Genomic DNA, 1,823 nt, shown 5'->3' with positions numbered 1-1,823 from the left:
ACGACGACGGAGCTCAAGCGGGTAACGGGAAGGTCGTGCCATGACTCGATCCTTTCATGAAATCGAGTCTCCATTCGAGCCGGGGCGGTTCATCGGTTGTATTGGCTCCACTCCGACACTGGAATTGACTCCACTTGGGGTGTGACGGTGCTCGGGCGAGGAGCGTAACCTGGGTCCGGCAAGTTGTTTTGGCTCCACCTCGTTCGGGTGGGTTGTCTGGCCGCAGTTGGGGGGCGGGGCAGTAGCGTGAAACGCATCGGATCCGGACCGGACGGACGGCCCGCGACAGTCTCGACGGACCGCAGGATCTCGACCCGTGTTCGGTCCGGGACCGTCGGATTCTCCGATCCGCGGTGGACGACGGGGACGGGCATTGGTTCGGCCGACGGAGAACGGACGGGGCCCGACGTGCCCGAGGCCGAGGCCCCTTTCGGGGACCGGCCTCGGTCCTGTACTGATCTTGCGCCTACCTTCCGACGATGCTAGGAGAGCCGTTCATGTCCGAGAACTTCGCTGTTCCGCCCCTCGACCCGGAACTGGCCCCCGCACTCGAGGCCCTCCTCTCGCAGACGCCCCGCATCGACGCCGAGCCCCTTGCTCAAATCCGCGACATGGTCTCCGCGGGGTTCCTCGGCGAGGTCGATCTCACCGTCGGAGGGGCGGTCGAGGTCGTCGAACGTCGAGTCCCCGGCCCGCCTGGAGCGCCGGAGCTGACGCTCCTCGTCCTGACTCCCAGCGAGGGTGACGGCCTTTGGCCGCTGATCTACAACACTCACGGCGGTGGGATGGTCCTGGGAGACGCATACTTGGAGGCGCCCCGCTACGTCGACTACGTGGCGGAGGGCCTGTGCGTGTTCGTGGCCGTCGACTACCGGCTGGCGCCCGAGAACCCTGACCCGGCCCCGATCGAGGACTGCTACGCCGGCTTGGTCTGGACCGTCCAGCACGCCGATGAACTGCGCATAGACCCAGCTCACGTCGTCGTTGCCGGGTCCAGCGCCGGTGGCGGGCTCGCCGCCGGAACGACGCTTCTCGCCCGCGACCGCGGCTTCCCCGCCATTAGCCATCAGATCCTCCTCTGCCCCATGCTCGACGACCGCTTCATCACCGCGAGCAGCCGCATGCTCGACGGAGAAGGAGGGTGGGACCGGAACGAGAACGAATTCGGCTGGACCGCCCTCCTGGGGGAGCGCCGAGGCGGTGAGGACGTCTCCATCTACGCCGCTCCCGGCCGTGCGACAGTCGATCAACTCCGAGGTCTTCCGCGAACCTTCATGGAGGTGGGAGGAAGAGAGACCTTCCGTGACGAGACGATCGGCTACGCTCTGCGGACATCCGAGGCCGGTGTGAGCGTCGACTTGCACGTGTATGCAGGCGGATTCCACAGCTACGACTTGTCAGCGCCCGACGCGGCCGTGTCGAAGATCACCAAGACGGTCCGCGACGAGTACGTTCGACGGGCCCTCCGCGCCGAGTAGCCTCAGACTCGGGTCGGGCAGCACCGCTTATCACCCATGCTTGGATGCAACGCAAAGCCTGTTGGTGATGCGCGCTATGGGGGTCGGACAATGATCGACGCACTGGATTCGTTTCCCCCTAAAGCTTTGGGTGAAGCGCCAACCGGCGCCTGGGCGCCCAACTAGAGTTCGGCTCCATGGGGCGCATCAGGGGGCACTACGAGTGGGACGACGACGACCTCACCCCTGGGCACAAGAAGGAGGGTGGGCTCTGTGGGCGATCACGAAATTCCCCAGGTGGGGCGGGTTCTGCGTCACGTAATTCCCCACCCCCGCGGTCACGTAATTCCCCATGGGGACGAGGGG

1 protein-coding gene is annotated in these 1,823 nt (G+C 65.8%); it reads left to right on the top strand.

From position 1 onward, the window contains the following. Positions 1-497 precede the first annotated feature (497 nt). Positions 498-1,478 (top strand): alpha/beta hydrolase, encoded by a 981-nt coding sequence (locus ABT245_RS45795; RefSeq protein WP_351747081.1) that lies wholly within the window; start codon positions 498-500, stop codon positions 1,476-1,478. Positions 1,479-1,823 lie beyond the last annotated feature (345 nt).

The sequence above is a fragment of the Streptomyces sp. NPDC001508 genome (genome assembly GCF_040298665.1).
Lineage (GTDB): Bacteria > Actinomycetota > Actinomycetes > Streptomycetales > Streptomycetaceae > Streptomyces.
The sequence above is the reverse complement of the archived record's forward strand: the minus strand, read 5'-3'. Positions and strand labels throughout refer to the sequence as shown.